The sequence below is a fragment of the Aquitalea sp. S1-19 genome (genome assembly GCF_024343515.1).
In genome coordinates this window covers 1-4,448 of the sequence record NZ_RJTZ01000150.1, presented here as the reverse complement: position 1 = coordinate 4,448, position 4,448 = coordinate 1, and the positions used below count along the sequence as shown (strand labels likewise).

Sequence of the window (4,448 nt, the reverse complement as noted above, 5' to 3'; positions counted from 1 at the left end):
ATCGCGCGCCGCCTCGACCAGCGAGTCATCCATACCCTGCATGCGCGCCTTGACCACGATGGCGACAAAACCGATACAGAACGCCACATGCGACAACAAGATGGTAAACAGCCCCAGCTCAAGTATGCCCAACACCTGATTGACCATCACGAAGAAGATCACCAGACTGACACCGGTCAGCAGTTCGGGAATCGCGATGGGTGTCAGCACCAGAAACGGCAGGATGCGCAGCTTGTACTTGTGCATTGCCACCCCGGCCAGCGTCCCGAAAAAGGTAGACAGCAAGCTGGCCGCAATCGCAATCATCAGCGAGTGGCCGGCAGCAGTCAGCATCTTGTCATTGTGAAACAGCTGGTCATACCACTTGAAGGTAAAGCCCACCCATTCCGCGTTCAGCTTGGAATCATTGAACGAGAACACCACCACGATCACCAGCGGCAGGTAAAGAAACAGGTAAGTCGAGATGGCCGATACCCACAGCCAGACGGATTGCTTCTTAGCCACGCTTCACCCCTCCCCTTGCCACTAGCGAGCCCAAGGCCGCAATACCCAATACGCCTGCCGTCAACATGATCGACAGCACCGCACCAAACGGCCAGTCGCGCGTATCCAGAATCTGCTGCTTGATCAGGTTGCCGATCATGATCGAATCGGTACCACCCAGAATGTCCGGACTCGCGAACATGCCCAGCGCCGGGATAAACACCAGCGCAGAGCCGGCAAAGATGCCGGGCAGGGACAACGGCCAGGTAATCTTCCAGAAGCGCTGCCAGGCATTGGCCCCCAGATCCTGCGCCGCCGCCAGCAGCGACATATCATGTTTTTCCAGATTGGCGTACAGCGGCAACACCATAAACGGCAGATGCACATAGACCATGCCGACAATCACGGCGAACGGGGTAAACAGCAGCTGCAAAGGCTCGAAGCCCATACCGGTCCACACCCAGTTGACCGCCTTGGTAAATGCCGACTGCGGCCCGAGAATAATCATCCAGGCGTAGATACGGATCAGGAAGTTGGACCAGAACGGCAGGATCACCAGCAGCAGCATCAGGTCGCGGTGCTTTTTCTGCGAGCGTGCAATCAGCCACGCCAACGGGTACGCCATCAGGATGCACACCAGCGTCGTCAGCCCGGCATAGCCTGCCGACTTGAGAAACAGCTCGAGGTAGATCGGCTCTTCCACGATGCGCTGGAAGTTCTCCAGCGTCAGATCCCACACCACGCGGCCTTCTTCGATGTAATACATCGGTGCCAGCCCGCCGTAGTCGCCCGGAAAGCGGAAGGCCGCGACAAACATGATGCAGGTCGGAATCAGGAAAAACAGCACCAGATAGACGAGCGGCGGCCAGGACAGCAAATACTTGCCCAATCGGTTTTGCAGCTTCATCGCCGGCCTCACTCGAACAGGAAGCGCCCGGCGTCAAAGCGCCAGGCGACTTCCACTTCGTCGTTATCGTCAAAGAACTTGGCCACGCCGGGGATATTGTTCGGCAGCATGGTCTCGATCAGCACGCCATCGGCGACCTCGACGATGTAGATGGTCACATCGCCCAGATACAGGCAGTCATGAATGCGCCCTTTGAAATAAGCCTCGTCCGGCAGGTCCGGCAGCTCTTTGTCCAGCTTGATCTTTTCCGGGCGCAGTGCCAGCCAGCCAGGCTTGCCGACGGCAGCACCGGCAACAGCCAGCGTTTTGACCTCGCCACAGCCCTTGATATCCACCGTCATGGTGTCGCCATCGACCGCCTTGACCGTGCCTTCCAGCACATTGCACTGGCCGATGAAGTCGGCGACAAAACGGTTTTTCGGGTTACCGTAGATATTCTCCGGAATATCCAGCTGCTCGACCTGACCGTTGCTCATCACCGCGATGCGGTGCGACAGCGCCAGCGCCTCGCCCTGGTCGTGGGTGACATAGACAAAGGTGATGCCGACTTCTTTTTGCAGATTGATCAGCTCAAGCTGCATCTCTTCACGCAGCTTGGCATCCAGTGCAGACAGCGGCTCGTCCAGCAGCAACAAGCGCGGACGGTCGACCAGCGCGCGCGCAATCGCCACGCGCTGGCGCTGGCCACCCGACATCTCATGCGGATAGCGCTTGCCGAACCGGGTCAGACGCACATCCTCCAGCAGCTCGTCCACTTGCGCGTCGATCTTGTCTTTAGCCCAGCCGGCCATTTTGAGCGGGAAAGCCACGTTCTCGCGCACCGTCATATGCGGGAATAAGGCGTAGTTCTGGAATACCGTATGCACCGGACGCTTTTCCGGCGGCACCTGCGACATATCCTTGCCATCGAGCAGAATCTGGCCCGAATCGGGCTGCTCGAAACCGGCCAACATGCGCAGCAAGGTTGTCTTGCCGCAACCGGAAGGACCCAGCAAGGTAAAGAACTCACCTGCCTCGACGGACAGGCTGACGTTGTTCACAGCGGTGAAGTCATCGAACTGCTTTACAACGTTGCGGATTTCAAGGAGAGCCATGGATCTTCCCCGCCCATAAAAAAGGGCGCAATTGTAGCAAAAATCCCCCCCGGGGGAACCCCAAATTGCCCTGAAAATTCAAGACCTCAGCGCATTTTCCTGATCAGGAACAAAAGCTGCCGGTTAAAGCCGGCCAAGTGGCTATTTTTGCTGAAAAAAATCGCATGGCCGCTAAATCAGCTTGATGCAAAAAATATCCGCGTCTTTGATCCATCACCCGTGTTCGCCACGACAAAAACCGCCTGCGTGCTGCTTTCATATAGCCCACCACACCCAACTCCACCCAGCCCTTGAGGCGAATCCGAACCGGCAAAAATGCAAAAAGGCACCCTAAAGGGTGCCTTGCAATACCACCAACAAGCAGAATTAGAACTTGGTACCGATACCTACACCGAACACCCATGGGTTGATCTTGAGGGTACCGAGGTTCAGATCACCGGCTGCATCAGCAGAAACATCCGTCTTAATCCAGATCTTCTTCACATCGAAGTTAACGAAATAGTTTTTGTCGATCGCGTAATCAGCGCCCAGTTGCAGCGCGCCACCCCAGCTATTTTTATCCACACTCAGATCAGACGGAACACCAAGTGCTTTAGCATTCAGCGTTGCATTGTAGAAGCGAGTGTAGTTGATACCGGCACCAACGTATGGACGGAAAGCAGCTTCAGGTGCGAAGTGGTACTGCACGGTAACAGTTGGAGGCAAAACACCGACCTTACCCAAAGACTTACCATTAGCTGTTACTTCATGACGTGCAGTGCCCAGAATCAGCTCAACACCGACATTGTTGGTCACCATGTAAGTGAAGTCCAACTCAGGCGCCCACTGATCCTTGACATTGGTATTCAGCTGACTCAAGCCCAGCCCTGCACCTGCAGCTGCACCATTAGTAGTAGAAACGTCTGGATTAATATTGATTACGCGAAAACGCGCCAGAATATCGCCTTGTGCGGCGAAAGCAGGGGTGGCCATGGCGGCGATCAGAGCGGCAAGTGCGAGCTTTTTCATCATTCTTCTCCTGTTACGAGTTTGCTTGTTTGAACTTAAAATTCGTGGGCTGCACCGGCTTGTGTCAGACTTTATCTTTGCCATGCTGCAGTGCGTGCCTGTCAGGCAGGAAAATATCAAAGCCCAAGCAGTGAAACTTTGCGCCAGATCATGAAAAGAACATAAATATGAAAAAGCCATACCGAGATTTAAGGGAGTTCATCGCGCAACTCGAGGCAGACGGCCAGCTCAAGCGCATCACCCGTCCGGTTTCGCCTTATCTGGAAATGACCGAGATTGCCGACCGCGTACTCAAGGCCGGCGGCCCTGCCCTGTTATTCGAAGCACCGACGCAAGATGGCAAGCGCTACGACTATCCGGTGCTGGCCAACCTGTTCGGCACGCCCGAGCGCGTGGCGCAAGGCATGGGGGCCGACGGCATCGCTGCCTTGCGCGAAATAGGCCAGACATTGGCCTATCTGAAAGAGCCGGAGCCGCCCAAGGGGCTGCGCGACGCATGGGACAAGCTGCCGCTACTGAAGCAGGTGCTGTCCATGGCACCCAAGCTGGTCAGCAAGGCCCCATGCCAGGAAATCGTATGGGAAGGCGAGGAAGTGGATCTGGCGTGCTTGCCTATCCAGCACTGCTGGCCGGGCGATGTGGCGCCGCTGATTACCTGGGGGCTGACCGTCACCCGAGGCCCGAACAAAAAACGGCAAAACCTCGGCATCTATCGCCAGCAGGTCATCGGCAAAAACCGCGTCATCATGCGTTGGCTGGCGCACCGCGGCGGCGCACTCGACTATCGCGAATTCTGCCAACAAAATCCGGGGCAGCCCTACCCGGTGGCGGTGGTACTGGGCTGCGACCCGGCGACCATACTCGGCGCGGTGACACCGGTGCCGGACACCCTGTCTGAATACCAGTTCGCCGGACTACTGCGCGGCAGCCGCACCGAGCTGACCCAGTGCCTGGGC

5 protein-coding genes are annotated in these 4,448 nt (G+C 56.7%); 1 reads left to right on the top strand and 4 read right to left on the bottom strand.

Annotation, left to right across the window (positions count from 1 at the left end; translation table 11 throughout):
* From EGI20_RS16005 to EGI20_RS15990, 4 genes are all read right to left on the bottom strand, one after another.
* Positions 1 to 504, bottom strand: a 504-nt coding sequence (locus tag EGI20_RS16005; RefSeq protein WP_498632660.1) for an ABC transporter permease, incomplete at its 3' end; no start/stop codon positions are given.
* Complete coding sequence (locus EGI20_RS16000; protein WP_498632658.1) at positions 497 to 1,390, bottom strand: ABC transporter permease; 894 nt, start codon at positions 1,388 to 1,390, stop codon at positions 497 to 499. The genes EGI20_RS16005 and EGI20_RS16000, both read right to left, overlap by 8 nt.
* Before the next feature lie 8 nt (positions 1,391 to 1,398).
* Positions 1,399 to 2,484, bottom strand: coding sequence for an ABC transporter ATP-binding protein (locus EGI20_RS15995; protein WP_160797958.1), 1,086 nt, complete (start codon positions 2,482 to 2,484; stop codon positions 1,399 to 1,401).
* Between the two features lie 366 nt (positions 2,485 to 2,850).
* Positions 2,851 to 3,495 carry an OmpW/AlkL family protein gene (locus tag EGI20_RS15990; RefSeq protein ID WP_498632656.1) on the bottom strand — a complete coding sequence of 215 codons (645 nt, stop codon included), beginning with the start codon at positions 3,493 to 3,495 and terminating at the stop codon, positions 2,851 to 2,853.
* 164 nt (positions 3,496 to 3,659) lie between these two features.
* Here EGI20_RS15990 and EGI20_RS15985 point away from each other — a divergent pair.
* The coding region (locus tag EGI20_RS15985; RefSeq protein ID WP_498632655.1) for a UbiD family decarboxylase at positions 3,660 to 4,448 on the top strand (789 nt) is incomplete at its 3' end.

What these genes read in the sequence shown, in the direction of transcription:
- EGI20_RS16000 (WP_498632658.1), bottom strand. Translation starts at nt 1,390, where the DNA reads ATGAAGCTGCAAAACCGATTGGGCAAGTATTTGCTGTCCTGGCCGCCG.
- EGI20_RS15995 (WP_160797958.1), bottom strand. Translation starts at nt 2,484, where the DNA reads ATGGCTCTCCTTGAAATCCGCAACGTTGTAAAGCAGTTCGATGACTTC.
- EGI20_RS15990 (WP_498632656.1), bottom strand. Translation starts at nt 3,495, where the DNA reads ATGATGAAAAAGCTCGCACTTGCCGCTCTGATCGCCGCCATGGCCACC.